Genomic DNA, 17658 nt, shown 5'->3' on the forward strand with positions numbered 1-17658 from the left:
CTTGCTCGTGGCGGGTTCAAGCGACCGCCCGCACCTCGGCCACGATCTTCTTTGCCGCATCACCAAGGTCGTTGGCCGGGACAATAGGCAGACCGCTGTTCGCGAGTATTTCCTTGCCCTGCTGCACATTGGTGCCTTCAAGCCGTACGACCAGCGGCACCGCCAGATTTACTTCCTTCGCCGCTGCAACAATGCCTTCGGCGATGATGTCGCATTTCATGATGCCGCCGAAGATGTTGACAAGGATGCCCTTTACGGCGGGGTCCTTCAGGATGATTTTGAACGCCGCCGTCACCTTTTCCTTGCTCGCACCGCCGCCGACGTCGAGGAAATTGGCGGGAAATTCGCCGTTCAGCTTGATGATGTCCATTGTCGCCATGGCCAGCCCCGCGCCATTGACCATGCAGCCGATGTTGCCGTCGAGCTTGATGTAAGCGAGATCATATTCGCTCGCCTCGACCTCAGCCGGGTCTTCCTCGGTCAGGTCGCGCAGTTCGGCGAGGTCGGCGTGCCGGAACATGGCGTTGCCATCGAACGCCACCTTGGCATCGAGCACCAGCAGCTTGTCGCCCTCGGCGCTCGGGCAAATAGCGAGCGGGTTGATTTCAATCTGTTCGGCATCTGTGCCGAGGAACGCCGCATAGAGCCCTGCCAAAATCTTTGCACACTGTTTGGCGAGGTCGCCGGACAACCCCAGCGCCGCGGCAACGCTGCGCCCGTGATGCGGCATCAGGCCGGTCGCGGGATCGATGGTGATGGTGTGGATTTTTTCCGGCGTATCATGCGCCACGTCTTCAATGTTCATCCCGCCTTCGGTCGAGGCGACGACGGCAATGCGGCTGGACGCGCGGTCGACGAGCAGCGCGAGATAGAATTCCTTACCGATATCGACGCCGTCGGTGATGTAGAGGCGGTTGACCTGCTTGCCCGCTTCGCCGGTCTGGATCGTTACCAGCGTGTTGCCGAGCATGTCGGTGGCATGCGCGCGCACTTCGTCGAGGGTCTTGGCGAGGCGCACACCGCCCTTGGCGTCGGGGCCCAATTCCTTGAACTTGCCCTTGCCGCGCCCGCCCGCGTGGATTTGTGCCTTCACGACATAGAGCGGCCCCGGAAGTGCCTCGGCGGCCTTGACCGCTTCGTCAACGGTCAGCGCGGCAATGCCCTTGGGCACCGCGACGCCATATTTCGCCAGCAATTCCTTGGCCTGATATTCGTGGATGTTCATGGGGAGAGCAGCGCCTTTCCGGACAGGACGGAGTAAAGAGTCGCGGGGTCCATAAGCACAAGTGGCGAGGCGATGCTACCCCTTCGCGCTGGCAGCTGGGGAGCACCGCCGCATACTGGTCAATTTTCGTAAATCCGCGCCACCGCCGTCAGATTGGCGGCCCCCAAGCCCGCTTGAAGCGCAGTTGCAAAGACATCTGCAGCGGCATTCGTGACCGGCAGGGTCGCCGCTTCAGCCCCTATGGTATAGCCAAAATCCTTTGCCACCAATTCAACTGGAAACAGCGGTTCATCGCGCCGGGCGAGCATCAAAGCGGCAGCTCCCTTCGCCGATGGGCTCAGCACTGGCGTCTGGCTGAGCAGCTCCAGCGCCGCTGCCGGATCAAGACCGAGCCCCTTCATCCGTCCCAGCAGTTCGGCGAGCAGCGCGACCTGCGCTCCGAACAGCGTGTTGGCGATCAATTTGAGTGCCGTACCCGCTCCCGCCGGACCAACGTGATGTTGCGCCGCGCTCATGCTCACCAACAGCGGCTGCGCAGCTACAACGTCCTTTGCATCGCCCCCAATCAGGTGGATCAGTTGCCCAGCCTCTGCCTGTGGGCGGCTGCCCAGCACCGGCGCATCGATCATGCCAACACCAGCATCCATGGCAGCCATATGCAATTCGGTCATTCCGGCTGGACTTAGCGTTGAGCATTCAATCGCCAAGGCACCCTGACGCATGCCACCGAGAGCGCCTGTTTGGGCGTCCAACCAGACGCTATGTGCCGCCCCATCATCGCGCAGCATTGCGATGACAATGTCCGCATCTTGCGCCGCTTCGCGCGGCGTAGTGGACATCCCGGTGCGGTTCCACCGGTGGACCTGGTAACCGGCCGCAACCAGCCGATCGGCCATGCGCGATCCCATTGCGCCCTGTCCCAGAAAAGTGATGTTCATGGCTTTGCTCCAAATAGAATCAGCTGGTGCGGCGCCTCCTTGGGTAAAGGAAGCGCCGCGACAGGCTTGCGTTGGCGAAGGATCAGGCGGCGGCTTCCAGCTCCGCGCGCTGGGTGCGGCCTTCGGGATCGATCCAGCGCAGTGCCGGGTCCAGCATGAAATCTTCCAGCGGGGTGTGGGTCAGGTGGTTGGTGTAATTGCTGATCACCTTGGTGGCGATGATGGTGACGACTTCCAGCACCTGCGCGCGGGTGAAGCCGGCGGCGATGAAGGCATCGACGGCGTCATCCCCGGCAAAGCCGCGCGTTTCGGCGACCAGCTCGGTGAAGCTGCGCAGCGCCTGCAGCCTGGCGTCGGCGATGACCGTCTGATTGCGCAGTGCCTGGATAGCGTCTTCGGGAACGCCAGCGTTGCGCGACAGGAAAGTGTGGCCTGCCGTGCAATATTCGCAGCCATGGAACACATTGATCGCCTGATATACCACCTGTTGTTCGGCGGGGGTGAAAGAGGTTTGCGTCACCAGCGCCCAGAGCGCGTCATAGCCCTTCAGTGCGGCCGGGCTTTCCGCCAGAATGGCATGCAGCTTAGGAATGAAGCCCCAACCTTTTTTGGTCTCGGCCAGCGCGGCACGCGAACCTTCGGGGGCGTTGGTTTCGTTATAGAGTTCGAAGCGGGTCATGGTCGGTCTCCTTGCATCGCGGCGGCGGGCTGCCGTCGGTGAGAGCCTTTTCGTTCATCGCTGATGATTGCAGAAGAAACGCTATGGCGATATCATTCATTCCGAAAGGGAATGATCATGGATCGGCTCGGCGCGATGGCGCAGTTTGTCCGCGCGGTTGAGGCGGGTAGTTTTTCCGCCGCTGCGCGCGTGCTCGGCCAAGGCCAGCCCGCCATTTCCAAGGCCGTGGCGCAGTTGGAAGCAAGGCTGGGGGTGCGCTTGCTCAACCGCACCACCCGGGCGCTGACACTGACCGATGCTGGGCGCGCCTTTTATGATCGCGCGCGTACTGCGCTCGACGCCGCCGAAGAAGCCGAAGCGGCAGCGCGCGGCGCTGGCGCTGCGCTGACGGGGCGGCTGCGCGTCTGCGCGCCGGTAACGCTTGCGCGGCTGCACATTGTGCCGTCGCTGCCCGCCTTTTTGGCGGAGCACCCCGCACTCGACATTGACCTGCTCCTTGATGACCGGCGCATCGATCTGATCGAAGAGGGCATTGATATCGCCATACGCGCCGGGCCGTTGGCCGACAGCAGCATGGTGGCAACGCATATCGTCACCGGACAGCGGATGGTGCTAGGCAGTACACGCTTCTGGACCGCGCACCCGCCCATCGAAAAGCCATCCGATCTGGCCCACCTACCCTTCATTGCCTATGGCCCGGCACCGGGCGGCACTGACTGGGTGTTCGCCAACGATGGCGCAACCGAACTGGTCCGGATGACCCCGCGTCTGCGTATGAGTGCGCTCGAAGGCGTGCGCGAGGCGCTGTTTGCCGACATCGGCTTTGCCATCCAGTCCGAATGGGTGACGCGCGACGAAAGGGCGAGAGGCATCATTGAACCTCGGCTGCAAGCCTATCAGTTACCAGCGATTGCCGTTTCCGCAGTCTACCCAGCAGGGCGCCAGCCGCCAACTCGCGCGCGTGCCTTTGCGGCGCACGTCACCAACGTGCTGCGCGCCGCAACGGTCAATCCGTAACCGCGTCACGAAGCACCGCAACACCGTCTTCGCGCTGCTGGCGCAGTTCGGCTTTCAGTTTCGCCGGATTGCGCGCGAAGATGAAGCCGAAGCTGACCCCGCCTTCCTTGCCGATCGTCGCATGATGCAGCTTGTGCGCCTGCACCAACCGCTTGGCATAGCCGCCCCGCGGCACATATTTGAAATAGCGTTGGTGGACGAGGCCGTCGTGCACCAGCGTATAAATGATGCCGTAACCCAAAATGCCGAAACCGATCCACGTCGCGGGCTCCCAAGCATCCGCGCCCATGACCAGCGGCGAGCCAAGCGCAAACATCGAAATGCTCATCGCCGCGCCGACCACGCCAAACAGGTCGTTCTTTTCGAGGACATTGTCGTGCGGTTCATGATGGTCGCGGTGCCAGCCCCAGCCAAAGCCGTGCATGATATATTTGTGGCTGCTCCACGCGACACACTCCATCGCGATGATGGTGGCAAGGATGATGATCAGGATGGCAAGCAGCGACATAAACGTAGTATAGCGCGTCAATCGGCCTTCGGAAAGAAATAGGCAGCGATGTCGGCACCGATGCGCGCGGGGCGCAGCGTGGTGGCGTCGATGCAGCACCAGCTGGATTTCACCTCGGCCAGCACTTCTTCGCCGCGCTTGATCACCGTGTTGTAGAATGCTCGCGCGCCATGCAGGCTTTCGAGCAGCACGGTGGCGACGACATCATCGTCCAGAAACGCCGGTTTGCGGTAGGTAATCTCGTGTTTCAGCGCGACCCATGCGCGCTGGGCGACTGCATCGGGCGGCGCGAGGCCGCGCCAATGGGCGAGCACCGCTTCCTGCACCCAGTTCAGATAGCGGCTGTTGTTGACATGCCCCATGAAGTCGATGTCGTCGGGCAAAATTTTGATGGGGAATCGCAGGGTTAGGGTGTCCATCGACGATGGATAGCCCAGCAAGATTACAATTTCCAGAAATTGCGCAAAACAAGCTTGCTTGCGTTGCGCTGCCCGCTGTGGCTAACGCCAAGCCATGACCCGCCCTCGCACATTGTATGAAAAAATCTGGGACGCGCACCTCGTCGAACGGCGCGACGATGGCACCTGCATCATCTTCATAGACCGGCATCTGGTGCATGAAGTCACCAGTCCGCAGGCCTTTGCCGGGCTGCGCGCGGCCGGGCGCACTGTACGGCGGCCCGATCTGACGCTGGCGGTGCCCGATCACAACCTGCCGACCACTGCAAGGCGCGATGCGAGCGGCGCGCGCATTCCCATCGCCGACCCCGACAGCGCGGCGCAGTTGGCCGCACTCGAGAAAAATGCGCCCTATTTCGGCATCCGCTATATCGGCGACGCCGACCGCGAGCAGGGCATAGTTCACGTCGTTGGCCCCGAGCAGGGATTTTCGCTGCCAGGCACCACCATCGTGTGCGGTGATAGCCATACCGCCTGCCACGGCGGGCTGGGCGCGCTGGCGTTCGGTATCGGCACCAGCGAGGTTGAGCATGTGCTGGCCACGCAGACGCTGTTGCTCCAGCCATCCAAAACCATGGAACTGCGCGTCGAGGGCGCGCTGGAACCGGGCGTGACGGCGAAGGATCTGGTGCTGCACATTACCGGTGTGCTCGGTGCGGCAGGGGGCAGTGGGCATGTGATCGAATATACTGGGCAAGCCATTCGCGACCTGAGCATCGAGGGCCGCCTGACGATCAGCAATATGGCGATCGAGCATGGCGCGCGCGCGGGATTGATTGCGCCCGATGCCAAGACTTTTGCATATCTCAAAGGCCGCCCCATGGCGCCCAAGGGTGCCGATTGGGACGCGGCGTTGGCGTGGTGGCAGAGTCTGCCGACCGACGCTGGTGCGAGTTACGACAAGACGGTGGTGATTGACGCCGCCGTGATCGCGCCGTCGGTCACATGGGGAACCAGTCCCGAAGATGTTGTGCCCATCACCGGCGTCGTACCCAATCCCGAAAGCTTTGCCGATCCGTCCAAGCAGGAGGCGGCGCGCAAGTCGCTTGCCTATATGGGCCTGACCCCCGGCACGCCGATGACCGAGGTGCCTGTCGAGCATATCTTCATCGGCAGTTGCACCAACAGCCGCATCGAGGATCTGCGCGCCGCCGCCGCCGTGCTCAAAGGGCGGCGCAAGGCAGATGGTATCAAATGGGCGATTGTCGTGCCCGGCAGCGGACTGGTGAAAGCGCAGGCCGAAGCCGAAGGCCTTGACCGCATCTTCATCGACGCGGGCCTCGAATGGCGCGAACCCGGCTGCTCCGCATGCCTCGGTATGAACCCCGACAAGGTGCCGCCGGGGGAGCGCTGTGCCAGCACGAGCAACCGCAACTTCGTGGGGCGGCAGGGGCCGGGTGCACGCACGCACCTGGTGTCGCCCGCGATGGCGGCTGCGGCTGCGGTGACCGGGCGGTTGACGGATGTGCGGGAGCTTTCAGCATGACCCCCCTCACCACCGTGTCCGGTCGCGCGATTCCGCTAGGCCTGAAAAATGTGGATACCGACGTCATTGTTCCGGCCCGCTGGTTGAAAACCATCAGTCGTGAGGGACTGGGCAAGGGGGCGTTCGAGACCATCCGCGCCGAGCCTGGTAATATTTTTGACCAGCCCGAATTTGCCGGTGCGCCGATCCTGATTGCGGGGGACAATTTCGGGTGCGGATCAAGCCGCGAGCATGCCGCGTGGGCGCTGGCCGATCTGGGCATCCGCGTGGTGATCGCGCCCAGCTTTTCCGACATTTTTTCAGGCAATGCAGTGAAGAACGGCATTTTGCCGCTGGTCCTGCCGCAGGCCGCGGTTGACCGGCTGCTGGCGGTGGCGGCGACCGATCCAGTTGACATCGATCTGGAGGCGCAGACGGTCACCACCAAATTTCAGGACCGCTTCGCCTTTGACATCGACCCGTTCCGCAAGTCGTGCCTGCTCGGCGGACTCGATGAAATTGGTATTACCCTGGCGAGCGAGGCCGCGATTGACGCTTTCGAGGCGCAGGACCGCAACGCGCGTCCATGGCTGGTACCGGCCACCATTTGACCTGAGGGAGAGGAACATGAAAGCCCTGCTATCGACCGTCACCGGCGGTCCCGAAACATTGACCGTTGGCGAATTGCCCGAACCGGTCGCCGGTCCTGGCCAGGTGGTGATCGCGGTCAAGGCTTGTTCGATTAATTTCCCCGACACCTTGATGATTGTCGACAAATATCAGTTCAAGCCGCCGCGCCCCTTTGCGCCGGGCGGCGAGGTCGCCGGGATTGTCGACAGCATTGGCGAAGGCGTGACCGGATTTGCTGTTGGCGACCGGGTGATGGCCGGCTGCGGCAATGGCGGACTGGCCGAAAAAATCGCGGTGTCGGCGCATAATTTGTACAAAATGCCTGACAGCATGTCGTTTGAGCATGGTGCATCCATCCTGATGACCTATGGCACCTCCAGCCACGCGCTGAAAGATCGTGGGCGGATGAAGGCAGGTGACAATGTGCTCGTGCTCGGCGGGGCGGGCGGCATTGGCATATCGGCCATCGAGATTGCGAAGGCATGGGGTGGCCGCGTCGTCGCAGGGGTGTCAAGCGAGGCCAAGGCGGTGATTGCGCGCGAGGCCGGGGCCGACGAGGTCGTCGTCTATGGCCACGCGCCGTTCGACAAGGACCAGTCCAGGGCGCTGGCCGAAGCGTTCAAGGCCGCCGCTGGTCCCAACGGCTTCGACATCATCTATGACACGGTGGGCGGCGATTATTCGGAGCCCGCCGTGCGCGCCATCGCGTGGGAGGGGCGCTTCCTGGTCGTCGGCTTCCCGGCTGGCATCGCCAAGCTGCCGCTCAACCTGACTTTGCTCAAGAGCTGCGATGTGTGCGGCGTCTTTTGGGGCGCCTTCACGATGCGCGAGCCGGAGCGCAACCGTGCTAACATCGCCGAACTGTTCGACCTGTACAGCGCAGGCAAGATCCGCCCGCGTGTCTCCGAAACCTTCCCGCTGGAACGCGGCGGCGAGGCAATTGCCAAGTTGGCGAATCGCAGCGCGGTGGGCAAATTGGTTGTCACCTTCTGACCAAATTCTAGCCCACCGGTTCCGCCAAATCCTTCACCGGGCTTAACCTTTTCTTGAAACCGTAGAGCTAGACCCATTCGACGGCATTGGAGTCGGAAGAGGCAATCATGGCCCGGTTTCAGCGGCAAGGCGGTTATCACAGCGACGGCAGCAGCGTCGGCGCACGTGGGCGCCGTGCGCGACTGACCGCCGAATTCGAAGCCGATCTGGGCATCGATCACGCCGCACGCCGCCGCGCTGCCGAGGCCGAAGCCCGCTGGATCCGCATTAAAACCGGCATCGTTTGGACAATTGCATTGATTTTCTTCACGATCGCCTGCGTGCAGCTATTCGTGCTGCGCGAAGAGGTGGACGAGCCCTTCTCCGGCGCAGCAGGCGCGCTCGACTGGATCGAACTGCCCGATCCCCCGCCACCGCCGCCGCCGCCGGTGCTGTTCAACTAAAGCGGACGCACCCGGCGCTGCAAAAGCGGCCGTATGCGTAAAAACCCTAAATAAGCCAGTTCGAGCAGCCACAATATGGGCGGGATGCGCGCTAAGTGCCCAAGCGGTCGCAACGTGGGGATGCAGCGCCACATCGCCGCGAACGCGGCCGCGCCCGATAGAAGTTTGCCATTCTCCAGCGCATGAAAGCGGGCCAACAGGTCGGCAGGAGCAAGCGGGCACGATCCGGCATTGGCTGGATCGGCAACATCGACAAAGTGGATCGACCCCCGCCGGTCAAGCCGACGCATCAACGCAATTTCGCGCTGGCATAGTGGACAAGCGCCGTCATGATAGACCGTGAGGCCAACGGGCGCCGCGATCAATAAACCCTCGCCTTCGGTTCAATATAGCTGACATCGTCCGACAATGTGTACTCATGCACCGGGCGGTAATCAATTTTCACATCGCCGCCCTTGCCGCCCCAGCCGTTGAACCAAAGCGCGGTATGCTTCATCCAGTTGGCATCGTCACGGTTTGGGAAGTCCTCGTGCGCGTGGGCGCCGCGGCTTTCCTTGCGGTTGGCGGCACCATGCATCGTCACCGTCGCTTGGCTGATGAGGTTATCGAGCTCGAGCGTTTCGACGAGGTCGGTGTTCCAGATCAGGCTGCGGTCCTTGATGCCGACGTCCTGCAGCCGCTGATAGGTAGTGGAGAGCTTAGCTTTACCTTCCTCCAGTAGCGCGGTGTCGCGGAACACAGCACAGTGCGCCTGCATGGTGCGCTGCATGTCGAGCCGCACTTCGGCTGTCGGCGAGCCGCCCGCCGCGTGGCGGAAATGGTCGAGGCGGCCGAGTGCGAAGTCGGCGCTGTCGGCGGGCAGCGCAGGCTGCGCAGCATTGGGCTTGAGCAGCTCCTTCAGCCGATGACCGGTTGCACGACCGAAGACGACCAGATCGATCAGACTGTTCGAGCCAAGGCGGTTGGCCCCATGCACCGACACGCAAGCGGCTTCGCCGACCGCGAACAGGCCGGGGACAATGGTTTCGGGATTGCCGTCCTTCACCGTTACCACTTCGCCCCAATAATTGCAGGGGATGCCGCCCATATTATAGTGTACGGTCGGGCAAACGGGCAACGGCTGGCGCGTCAGGTCGACCCCGGCAAAAATCTTGCCGCTTTCGGTGATGCCGGGCAGGCGTTCGGCCAGCACCTTCGCATCGATATGGTCGAGGTGCAGGTAGATATGGTCCTTGTTCGGGCCAACCCCGCGCCCTTCGCGCATTTCCAAAGCCATGGAGCGTGACACCACGTCGCGCGATGCCAGATCCTTCGCTGACGGGGCGTAGCGTTCCATGAAGCGCTCGCCCTCGCTGTTGGTTAGGTATCCGCCCTCGCCGCGCGCCCCTTCGGTGATCAGGACGCCCGCGCCATAGATACCAGTGGGATGAAATTGTACAAATTCCATGTCCTGCAGCGGCAGCCCGGCGCGCAGCACCATGCCGCCGCCATCGCCCGTGCAGCTGTGTGCGCTGGTGGCTGTATAGTAGGCGCGACCGTAGCCGCCGGTGGCCAGCACCACCGCTTGGCTGCGGAAACGGTGGATGCTGCCATCGTCCATGCACAACGCAATTACGCCACGGCATTCGCCATCAACCATGATCAGATCGAGCGCGAAATACTCAATGAAGAAATCAGCGTCATATTTCAGGCTCTGCTGATACAGCGCATGCAGGATTGCGTGACCGGTGCGGTCAGCGGCTGCAGCTGTCCGCTGCACAGGTGGGCCGGCGCCCATATTCTGCATGTGGCCGCCAAAGGGACGCTGATAGATGGTTCCATCGGCGTTACGGCTGAACGGCACGCCCGCATGTTCCAGCTCGTAAACCGCCGCCGGAGCCTCACGCACCATATATTCTATGGCGTCTTGGTCACCCAGCCAGTCAGACCCTTTGACGGTGTCATACATGTGCCAAGTCCAATGGTCGGGTGAATTATTGCCAAGACTGGCCGCGATGCCGCCCTGCGCCGCCACCGTGTGGCTGCGCGTCGGGAACAGCTTCGTGATGCACGCGGTTTTCAGCCCCGCCTCGGCACTGCCCATGGTGGCGCGCAGCCCCGATCCGCCCGCGCCGACGACTACGGTGTCGTAAACATGGTCGATAATCTTGTAAGCAGCCGTCATGCGCCGGTTGTCCCCGCCAAAGCCACGCGCAGCACGGCGAAAATGCCATAGGCCGCGCCCGCAAATACAAAAAAGTTTAAGGCCACCAGCGCGACCAGCCGCGCCGCTTCGCCATGCACATAATCCTCTATCAGCACCTGCAACCCCAATTTGAGGTGGTAGAAGACCGATACAAGGAACAACATTAACGGCAGCGCCACCAGCGGGTCGGCGACCCAACCGCGCGCCGCGCTGTAGCTGGAAAAATCGCCCAGCAGCAGCGAAACGAACAGCCAAATTCCCAGCACGACATTGCCCAGCGCGGTGATGCGCTGCATCAGCCAGTGGTGCGAGCCATGTTTGGCAGAGCCCAGCCCGCGCACGCGGCCGAGACTGGTGCCGCCCTGCATTTTGCCGCTCATGCCCCTGCCCCCCCCAGCGCGCGTCCGAAAATGAAGAGCCAAACTGCCGCGGTGGCGAACAGAGCCGCGATGATCACGATGGTCGACCACAGCTTGTTGACCGGCAGCGCATATCCCGCGCCGGTGTCGAGCACGAAGTGACGAAGCCCCGAGAAGAGGTGCTGGAAGAAGGCCCAGGTCAGGCCAATCAGCACGATGCGACCGATCCAGTTGGTGATGGACAGGCCGGTCGCGGCCACCTCAACCACCGGCGGCGCGCCGGGTGCGGGGGGCGGGGGTACGGCGGGAGCGGCCTGCCATACAATGTCGAGAAAGGCGGCATAGCTGTCTGGCCCACCCGCAATCGCGCCGAGCCACCAGAGGAACATCAGGCTGCCAACGATCGCGAGGCCATCGCCGCTGGCGCGGTGGAGGATGGATACCAGCATGTGCGGGCCCCATTTATAGACCTGCAAATGCGGTGAAATCGGCCTGCTCGATGCCATGAAAGCGAGTCCCCTGTCTGCCGGTGCGATGCGGCGCAGCCATGCACTTGGCCAGCAAAGGCGTCAAGGCGGGGGTGCGGGTCGGCCATAAAAAAATGGCGGGAAACTGCGCAACTTCACACACTATTGCAGGATTTTCCTGCGTTGGTGTTCGTGCGTGCTGACGCGAACATTGCCAAGGTTGTCCACCTGCGGCCCGGCCAGCGGAGATGCGATGTTTGCGACCTTTGATCTGGAACGCGAAATTGACGATGGAAAGTGCCGGTCCGTGAGGATGGCAGCGGCGTGCGGTGTAGGAAAGGGGTTTCACGGCGATACAGCCGATATTGCCGACCCTCCGTCAGGCCTTCGGCCTGCCACCTCCCCAATGCAAGTCATTGGGGAGGACTAGGTCACGCCGTCCGCTTGTTCCTCCCCTTCGACTTGCGATGGGGAGGTGGCATCGCGTAGCGATGACGGAGGGGTGGAGGGGACGCCAAATCCACTGTTCACAAACGACCGCGTTGGGTTCGGATCGTAGAAATTCTGGTCAATAATTATTGCGACGAGGAAGACACCCATCGCAGTCCAGCCGACAACATTTCTGGTGACTAAGTTATCAAACCAACCGAAAACGAATGTCGCCATCAGGCAGATGCCCGTAACTTTCAGCATCAGCAATAACCAGCGCAGGAAGGCTTTAGAGGATAGCTTGGCCTTGAATGAAGCGAAGTCCACTGCCGCCCAACTTCACTTCTTCCTATTCGCATAAAGCAGCGCCGCCAGCAGTGCGGCCGAGCCTACGCCGATGCCGACGCCGGTTTTCCAGCCGATTTGCTTCTTCTCCGCTTTGGCGGCGGCTTCGGCTTGTTCCTTGGCGCGGCGCGTTTCGCGCATCACTTCATTCTCTTCGGGCGCGTCTTCCGGGGGATTGGGGTCGGTCATTTGCCTTGGTCTTTCATTATCTTGTCAGCTGGTCAGGCGAGCATCTCCGTCACCGGAGCATAATCCATCCCCATCGCTTCCGCCACCGCTTCATAGGTGATTTTGCCGTTGCACACATTCAGCCCTGCGGCGAGGTGCGGGTCGCGGCGCAGCGCGTCTTTCCAGCCCATGTCGGCAATGCGCAGCGCGTGAGGCAAAGTCACATTGTTGAGCGCATAGGTGCTGGTGCGCGCCACTGCGCCGGGCATGTTGGCCACCGCATAATGGACAATGCCGTCGACCACATAGGTGGGATCGGCATGCGTCGTGGCATGGCTGGTTTCGAAGCAGCCGCCCTGATCGATAGCCACGTCCACCAGCACCGCGCCGGGCTTCATCGTGCCCAGCATTGCGCGCGTGACCAGCTTGGGCGCTTCGGCGCCAGGGATCAGCACCGCGCCGATGACGAGGTCGGCCTCGGCCACGCATTCCGCGAGATTGGCCTTGTTCGAAAAGCGCGTTTTGGCGCGCGCTTCAAAAAAAGTACCGACGCGTTCGAGCACGTCGGGGTCGCGGTCGAGGATGGTCACATCCGCGCCGACGCCCGCCGCCATCTGGGCCGCGTTGAAACCGACAACCCCGCCGCCGATGATGCAGACCTTGCCCGGCGCCACGCCGGGGACGCCGCCCAGAAGGACACCGCGCCCGCCATGCGCCTTTTCCAGCGCGGTCGCACCGGCCTGGATCGACATGCGCCCGGCGACCTGGCTCATGGGTTTGAGCAAGGGCAAGCCGCCACCAGCGCCGGTGACCGTTTCATAGGCGATGCATACCGCACCAGAGGCCATCAGGTCGCGGGTCTGGTCGGGGTCGGGGGCAAGGTGCAGATAGGTGTAGAGGATCTGCCCTTCACGCAGCATGGCGCGTTCGCCCGGCTGGGGTTCCTTGACCTTTACGATCATATCGCTGTCGGCAAAAATCTGTGTCGCGGTGGCGACGATTTCGGCGCCCGCGACGCGGTAATGTTCGTCGCTGGCACCAATGCCCGCACCTGCGCCGGTTTCAACCAGCACATGATGGCCATGCGCCACCAGTTCACGCGCGCTTTCGGGGGTCAGGCCCACCCGATATTCATGATTCTTAATCTCGCGGGGGGTGCCGATGATCATGGCGCAGAATCTCCTCTCGGCCCGCTTATAGCAGCGGCAATCAGGACTGGCGCGGGCGAAATTGCTCTGCCTTACCTAACGGCCTGTTAACCAGTTTGCTGGCAGTAAGCGGGCAGGGAAAAACGCTTGTCACAGGGACGCCAAATGACCGCCACCGACCAGACGCCGCTGGAACCCAAGCCGATAACGCCGGTACGCGTCGAGGACCGGATCCACCTGTTCAACCGCGATGGGCGGCTGCCCCAGCTGGCCCGCGCCATCTATGATGCCATCCAGGGTCATGAACATGCCATCGCCATGTCGTTCTGGAACACCTATAACAGTTTGCCCAGTATTCCGCGCCGCGTGGAAGGTGCGCTCCTTGAAACTTACGCCAAGAACAGCGCGCACTATATTCTGACGCGCTATGCCGATGTTGAAGGTCAGGATTGGGTGACTCAATGCTGCGGCAACGCCGACATGGTCGCGCGCGCAGGCATGTCGGTGGTGGATGTGCAAACATGCCTGCTGGCCGGCCATGAAACGATCCTCGAACTGGTCATCACCCATTATAGTGGACACGAGCAGATGGCCGCCGTCGCCAAGGCAGTGACGCGCATGGCAATGTTCGAAAATGACATCATGGCGGCCTATTGGCAGCAGATGGAGCGGCAGCGCGAAGAAAAGAACCGCCGCACGCTGGCCGAGGATTTTGACCGTTCAATCGCCGCGCTGGTGCAGGACACCGAACATGTGCGCGGCCGCGTGGCGCAGCAGGCCCACAGTGCCGATGCCGCCGCGCAGGGCATGATTGCCAAGACCGCCGAAGTGGCTGCCGCGTCCGAGCAGTCGGCAATGGCGATGCGCGAAGCGGCATCGACGGCCGCTGGCCTGATCCGCGCCATCGAAGATGCGCGCGCCGAGGTGGAAGCCTCTGCCGACGTCGCCACGCGCGCCTCGCAGCAGGCGGGCGAAGCGGTCGCCATGTCCGAGGCGCTGTCGCACCATGCCGAGGCGATTGATTCGATTCTGGGCCTGATCCGCGACATTGCCGGACAAACCAATTTGCTGGCTCTCAACGCCACCATCGAAGCGGCACGCGCTGGCGAAAGCGGGCGCGGATTTGCAGTGGTGGCGCAGGAGGTCAAAAGCCTGGCCAATGAAACCGCGCGCGCGACCGACGATATTGCCGGCAAAATCGCCGCGATCCAGCAAGCCACGCGCGGTACCGTCGCCGCCAACCAGTCGATCCAGACCACGATCCATGATGTCCAGGTATCAGCGCAGCGGATCCGCGATGCGATGGATGCGCAGGCACAGACGGTGACAAGTATTACCGCCGCGGTCGATGAAACCGCACTCGCCGCCGACAGCATGTCCTCGACCATCGCCGCAATCCGAAGCGATACCGGGCAGGTCGCGGGCGAAATCGGCAGCCTGGCAGGCGAATTTGCCGCGATGGGTGACCGCCTGAAGAAACTGGAGCAAGCCGCAAGCGAGTTTAGCCGCCGGGTTGCTTAAGACGCGGCCCGCGCGCTAAGCGCGGGGCATGCAAACCCATATCCTTCTTACCGGCGGGTCACGCGGAATTGGCGCGGCGATTGCGGCAGCGCTGGATCGGCCCGATGTGCGGCTGGTTGCGCTGTCGTCCAAAGATGGCGACCTCAATGATCCCGCCGTGCCTGCACAGCTGTGGGACTATGCATTGGCGCGGCTTGCGGGCCGCGTCGATGTATTGATCAACAATGCCGGGGAATTTGCTGCCAATCCGATTGATGCGGGCGACGCCGATTGGCTGGCGGGATGGGATCGCGGGCTGCGCGTCAACCTCACGTCCGCCGCCGACCTGTCGCGGCGGTTCGTGCTGCACACTCAAGCGAATGGCGGGGGCCGCATCGTCAATATCGCCAGCCGCGCGGCGCATCGCGGGGACAGTCCGGCGCACTGGCATTATGCGGCGGCCAAGGCGGGGATGGTGGCGATGACCAAGACCATTGCGCGCGGCTATGCGGCGCAAGGCGTGCTCGCCTTCGCCATCTGCCCCGGCTTTACCATGACGGGTATGGCGGAGGACTATCTGGCCAGCCGTGGGGGCGACAAGTTGCTGGCGGATATCCCGCTGGGGCGCGTCGCGATGCCCGACGAAGTGGCGGAGATGGCGCGCTGGTGCGCGCTGGATGCGCCAGCGTCGATGACCGGCGCGGTGCTGGATGTAAACGGTGCGAGCTATGTTCGGTAAGCCAGGTGCCGCCCAACACCGAAGGGCTGAGCCTGTTAAAGGGCTACGGTTCATTGTGGCTTGCGCAGCTCTGACTTTTTCTGCGTGCGCAACCACGGAATTCCCCCTCACTCCCGCACAAAGCCAGCAACGCGTGCTTGCGAAGGCCTGCGAAGGGCGTGACGGGTGGAGCGATCCCGCGCCGCCCGCGCGCATTTTCGGCAACACTTACTATGTCGGCACCTGCGGGATCACTGTGCTGCTGGTCACTGGTCGGGAGGGCCATGCGCTGATCGACGGCGCAACCGAAGCGGCCGTGCCGTCGATTCTGGCCAATATCCGGTCGCTGGGGTTCGAGCCGCGCGACGTGCGGCTGATCGTCGGGACGCACGAGCATTATGACCACATGGGTGGTTTTGCGGCGCTGAAGGCCGCAACGGGAGCGCGGCTGATGGTGCGCGAACCGGCGCGTGCCGCAGTCGAGACGGGCAAGGTGAATGCCGCCGACCCGCAATTTGGCATCATTGAGGGCATGACGCCAGTCGCGGTCGATGCGACCTATACGCATGGCGAGGTGCTGCGTATTGGCGACGTTGCGCTGACCGCCGTCGCGACGCCGGGGCACACGGATGGCGGCACCAGCTGGCACTGGCGCAGCTGCGAAGGCGTGCGCTGTCTGACCATTGCCTATCTCGACAGCCTGACCGCGGTGTCGCGCGACAGTTATCGCTTTGCCGACCATCCCGAAAAGGTTGAGCCCTTCCGCGAAACCTTTGCTACGCTGCGATCCATGCCGGGCGACGTTTTTCTGACTGCCCACCCGGCCGCTGGCAGCATGTTCGCGCGCTTTGCCGGCAAGGAGCCACTCGTCGACCGCGATGCCGGACGGCGGCTGGTGCATGCCATGCGGAGGCGGCTGGACGACCGGCTCGCTAAGGAAGCAGCGGAGAGGCCATAATGGCAGGCTGGCTGCTGTCGCTGCCCTGCACGCGCGCCGAGGCGGAGGTATTGGCGGGAGAAGTGTCCGCGCTTGACGCGCTGGCCGATCCGCCAGTGGTGGTAACGCGTGAGATCGATGAGGCGGCAGCGGCATGGCAGCTAGACTGCTACTTCACCGAACGGCCCGATGCCGCCACGATTGCCGCGGTGCGGTCGTTGGTACCGAGCGCAAGGCACGCCAAGCCGCTGGTCGAAGCGCTGCCCGATGAAGATTGGGTGACGGTGAGTCAGCAAGGGTTGAAACCCGTTCACGCCGGCCGCTTCTATGTCCACACCGCCGACAATCGCGGGGAGGTGCCGGCCGGGGCGCGGGCGTTGCAGATTGATGCGGGACTGGCGTTCGGGACCGGCGGGCATGATACCACGGCAGGGTGCCTGGTGATGCTCGACCGGTTGGCGCGATCGGGGCGGCAGTTTCGTAACATTGCCGATGTGGGGTCGGGCACTGGCGTACTCGCCTTTGCCGCGCTGCATTTATGGCCCGGCGCGCGCATGCTGGCGAGCGACATTGATCCCATCAGCGTCGAGGTATTGCTGGCCAATGCACGGCTGAATGGCTTTGCTGTCGGGCGCGCGCGTGGGCAGATTGTGGGCGTGGCAGCCCCGGGGACCGACCATCCCGCCATCCGTCGCCGCGCTCCCTATGACTTGCTGATCGCCAATATCTTGGCCGGGCCGCTGATGACGTTGGCGCCCGATTTTGCCGCCGCCACCGCGCCGGGCAGCCATGTGGTGTTGGCCGGGCTGCTGGCGGGACAGGAGGATGCGGTGCTGGCCGTATATCGCGCGCAGGGGTTCCGGCTCGCCGCGCGCAGTCAGGCGGGCGACTGGCCGTGCCTGTTGCTGGTGCGCCGGGCGCGTTTTGGCCACCGCCGAGTGCAGCGCGCGCGGCATCGCAGCGACCCGGCAGACGCCAGCTTCGGCAGCTGGTAAATCTGAACGCGAGCTAACATCCAAGTTCAGCATCGCGACAAGGCCGAATCG

The 17658-nt window shown here is 63.0% G+C and carries 22 protein-coding genes; 9 read left to right on the forward strand and 13 right to left on the reverse strand.

The features are described 5' to 3' along the window. Positions 1 to 16: 16 nt before the first annotated feature. The 3 genes from sucC to AC2TC0_RS12720 form a co-directional block, all read right to left on the reverse strand. Positions 17 to 1225 (reverse strand): ADP-forming succinate--CoA ligase subunit beta, encoded by a 1209-nt coding sequence (gene sucC, locus AC2TC0_RS12710; protein WP_484717889.1) that lies wholly within the window; start codon positions 1223 to 1225, stop codon positions 17 to 19. A gap of 119 nt (positions 1226 to 1344) precedes the next feature. After that, positions 1345 to 2163: an NAD(P)-dependent oxidoreductase gene (locus tag AC2TC0_RS12715; protein WP_484717890.1), complete on the reverse strand. Its 819-nt coding sequence runs from the start codon at positions 2161 to 2163 to the stop codon at positions 1345 to 1347. Between the two features lie 82 nt (positions 2164 to 2245). After that, on the reverse strand, positions 2246 to 2842 hold the full coding sequence (locus tag AC2TC0_RS12720) for a carboxymuconolactone decarboxylase family protein (protein WP_484717891.1): 597 nt from the start codon (positions 2840 to 2842) through the stop codon (positions 2246 to 2248). 117 nt (positions 2843 to 2959) lie between these two features. On the opposite strand from AC2TC0_RS12720, the gene AC2TC0_RS12725 reads away from it, so the two are divergent. After that, positions 2960 to 3859: a LysR family transcriptional regulator gene (locus AC2TC0_RS12725; RefSeq protein ID WP_484717892.1), complete on the forward strand. Its 900-nt coding sequence runs from the start codon at positions 2960 to 2962 to the stop codon at positions 3857 to 3859. On the opposite strand, the gene AC2TC0_RS12730 is transcribed toward AC2TC0_RS12725, so the two are convergent. Together AC2TC0_RS12730 and AC2TC0_RS12735 are read right to left on the reverse strand one after the other, a co-directional pair. After that, the gene (locus AC2TC0_RS12730; RefSeq protein WP_484717893.1) at positions 3849 to 4367 is read right to left on the reverse strand and encodes a sterol desaturase family protein; all 519 of its coding nucleotides are present in this window, start codon (positions 4365 to 4367) and stop codon (positions 3849 to 3851) included. The genes AC2TC0_RS12725 and AC2TC0_RS12730 overlap by 11 nt on opposite strands. A 17-nt stretch (positions 4368 to 4384) precedes the next feature. Further along, a complete protein-coding gene (locus AC2TC0_RS12735; RefSeq protein WP_484717894.1) occupies positions 4385 to 4786 on the reverse strand; it encodes an acyl-CoA thioesterase in 402 nt (133 codons plus the stop codon). A 94-nt stretch (positions 4787 to 4880) separates the two neighbouring features. Between AC2TC0_RS12735 and leuC the strand changes: the two genes are divergently transcribed. From leuC to AC2TC0_RS12755, 4 genes are all read left to right on the forward strand, one after another. Next, on the forward strand, positions 4881 to 6311 hold the full coding sequence (gene leuC, locus AC2TC0_RS12740) for a 3-isopropylmalate dehydratase large subunit (protein ID WP_484717895.1): 1431 nt from the start codon (positions 4881 to 4883) through the stop codon (positions 6309 to 6311). After that, positions 6308 to 6901 carry a 3-isopropylmalate dehydratase small subunit gene (gene leuD, locus AC2TC0_RS12745; protein WP_484717896.1) on the forward strand — a complete coding sequence of 198 codons (594 nt, stop codon included), beginning with the start codon at positions 6308 to 6310 and terminating at the stop codon, positions 6899 to 6901. The genes leuC and leuD overlap by 4 nt, the downstream gene beginning before the upstream one ends. A gap of 16 nt (positions 6902 to 6917) precedes the next feature. Then, positions 6918 to 7913: an NADPH:quinone oxidoreductase family protein gene (locus tag AC2TC0_RS12750; RefSeq protein ID WP_484717897.1), complete on the forward strand. Its 996-nt coding sequence runs from the start codon at positions 6918 to 6920 to the stop codon at positions 7911 to 7913. Between the two features lie 107 nt (positions 7914 to 8020). Further along, a complete protein-coding gene (locus AC2TC0_RS12755) occupies positions 8021 to 8356 on the forward strand; it encodes a hypothetical protein (protein WP_484717898.1) in 336 nt (111 codons plus the stop codon). Here AC2TC0_RS12755 and AC2TC0_RS12760 read toward each other — a convergent pair. From AC2TC0_RS12760 to ald, 8 genes are all read right to left on the reverse strand, one after another. Further along, the gene (locus tag AC2TC0_RS12760; protein ID WP_484718131.1) at positions 8353 to 8646 is read right to left on the reverse strand and encodes a DCC1-like thiol-disulfide oxidoreductase family protein; all 294 of its coding nucleotides are present in this window, start codon (positions 8644 to 8646) and stop codon (positions 8353 to 8355) included. The two genes, AC2TC0_RS12755 and AC2TC0_RS12760, sit on opposite strands and share 4 nt — an antisense overlap. Before the next feature lie 71 nt (positions 8647 to 8717). Next, entirely contained in the window at positions 8718 to 10520 is a 1803-nt protein-coding gene (gene sdhA, locus AC2TC0_RS12765; protein WP_484717899.1) for a succinate dehydrogenase flavoprotein subunit, read from the reverse strand. Then, positions 10517 to 10909: a succinate dehydrogenase, hydrophobic membrane anchor protein gene (gene sdhD / locus AC2TC0_RS12770; RefSeq protein ID WP_484718132.1), complete on the reverse strand. Its 393-nt coding sequence runs from the start codon at positions 10907 to 10909 to the stop codon at positions 10517 to 10519. Before sdhD ends, sdhA begins: the two co-directional genes overlap by 4 nt. Before the next feature lie 8 nt (positions 10910 to 10917). After that, positions 10918 to 11349 (reverse strand): succinate dehydrogenase, cytochrome b556 subunit, encoded by a 432-nt coding sequence (locus AC2TC0_RS12775; protein ID WP_484717900.1) that lies wholly within the window; start codon positions 11347 to 11349, stop codon positions 10918 to 10920. 13 nt (positions 11350 to 11362) lie between these two features. Further along, entirely contained in the window at positions 11363 to 11716 is a 354-nt protein-coding gene (locus AC2TC0_RS12780) for a hypothetical protein (RefSeq protein ID WP_484717901.1), read from the reverse strand. 77 nt (positions 11717 to 11793) lie between these two features. Continuing rightward, on the reverse strand, positions 11794 to 12123 hold the full coding sequence (locus AC2TC0_RS12785; protein ID WP_484717902.1) for a hypothetical protein: 330 nt from the start codon (positions 12121 to 12123) through the stop codon (positions 11794 to 11796). A 12-nt stretch (positions 12124 to 12135) separates the two neighbouring features. Then, the gene (locus AC2TC0_RS12790) at positions 12136 to 12330 is read right to left on the reverse strand and encodes a hypothetical protein (RefSeq protein ID WP_484717903.1); all 195 of its coding nucleotides are present in this window, start codon (positions 12328 to 12330) and stop codon (positions 12136 to 12138) included. 32 nt (positions 12331 to 12362) lie between these two features. Further along, positions 12363 to 13478, reverse strand: coding sequence for an alanine dehydrogenase (ald, locus tag AC2TC0_RS12795; RefSeq protein ID WP_484717904.1), 1116 nt, complete (start codon positions 13476 to 13478; stop codon positions 12363 to 12365). 144 nt (positions 13479 to 13622) lie between these two features. On the opposite strand from ald, the gene AC2TC0_RS12800 reads away from it, so the two are divergent. The 4 genes from AC2TC0_RS12800 (at position 13623) to AC2TC0_RS12815 (ending at position 17607) form a co-directional block, all read left to right on the forward strand. Then, positions 13623 to 14978 carry a methyl-accepting chemotaxis protein gene (locus tag AC2TC0_RS12800; protein WP_484717905.1) on the forward strand — a complete coding sequence of 452 codons (1356 nt, stop codon included), beginning with the start codon at positions 13623 to 13625 and terminating at the stop codon, positions 14976 to 14978. Between the two features lie 28 nt (positions 14979 to 15006). Next, on the forward strand, positions 15007 to 15696 hold the full coding sequence (locus AC2TC0_RS12805; RefSeq protein ID WP_484717906.1) for an SDR family NAD(P)-dependent oxidoreductase: 690 nt from the start codon (positions 15007 to 15009) through the stop codon (positions 15694 to 15696). A 133-nt stretch (positions 15697 to 15829) separates the two neighbouring features. Further along, complete coding sequence (gene bla, locus AC2TC0_RS12810) at positions 15830 to 16633, forward strand: subclass B3 metallo-beta-lactamase (RefSeq protein ID WP_484717907.1); 804 nt, start codon at positions 15830 to 15832, stop codon at positions 16631 to 16633. Next, the gene (locus tag AC2TC0_RS12815; protein ID WP_484717908.1) at positions 16633 to 17607 is read left to right on the forward strand and encodes a 50S ribosomal protein L11 methyltransferase; all 975 of its coding nucleotides are present in this window, start codon (positions 16633 to 16635) and stop codon (positions 17605 to 17607) included. Before bla ends, AC2TC0_RS12815 begins: the two co-directional genes overlap by 1 nt. Positions 17608 to 17658: the final 51 nt, after the last annotated feature.

This window comes from Sphingopyxis sp. sgz302558 (genome assembly GCF_057220455.1).